This window comes from Paenibacillus artemisiicola (assembly GCF_017652985.1).
Taxonomy (GTDB): Bacteria; Bacillota; Bacilli; order Paenibacillales; family Paenibacillaceae; genus Paenibacillus_Z; species Paenibacillus_Z artemisiicola.
Genome location: NZ_JAGGDJ010000132.1, coordinates 1 through 573, shown reverse-complemented (window position 1 = coordinate 573; position 573 = coordinate 1). Strand labels below are relative to the sequence as shown.

The following is a 573-nucleotide window of genomic DNA, read 5'->3' as shown; positions in this document are numbered from 1 at the left end:
AACTGGAGCTCGGGCGTGTGCTCTTCCGTTCCGCTGCCGGCTGCTGCTCGCCGAGCCGCTCGCCGGCTCCGGCTCGCCCGGCAGCGGCGCGCTCGTCCGGCTGCGGCGGCTGCTCGAGGCCGCCTTCCCGGACGGGCTCCGGGCGATCGCGTTCGCGGAAGCGCCCGGCCGGTGCGGGATGCTCGTGCTCGACGAGCGCGAAGCCGGCGCAGACTTCGAGGCGCGGCTCGCCGAGGCCGCCGCGCGCCTGCCGGACGCGCTCGACGGGCTGGCGGTGTACGCCAGCGAACGCGGCCAAGGGCTTGCCGTCCTGCCCGCGCTGCACGGGCAGACGCTCGAGGCGCGCCGGCGCGCCCTGCTGGGGCGCCGGGCCGGCCTGCACCCGTACCGGCGCCCCAGCAGGGCGCCGGACGGCGATTGCCGCCTGCCCGACATCGCGGTTTGCACCGAACGGCTGCTGCAAGCGGTCGAGGCGGGCGACGCGGCGGCCGTCCGCGCGGCGCTCAACCCGCTGTTCGGCCTGTTCGCCGGGGCCGGCGCGAAGGACGACTGGGCCCGGCTCGCCGCGTGCCT

Annotated in this window: 1 pseudogene; it reads left to right on the top strand. The window is 78.4% G+C overall.

Annotated features, from left to right (window positions below):
- Positions 1 to 573: pseudogene (locus I8J29_RS33545) on the top strand (response regulator); the annotation flags it as partial.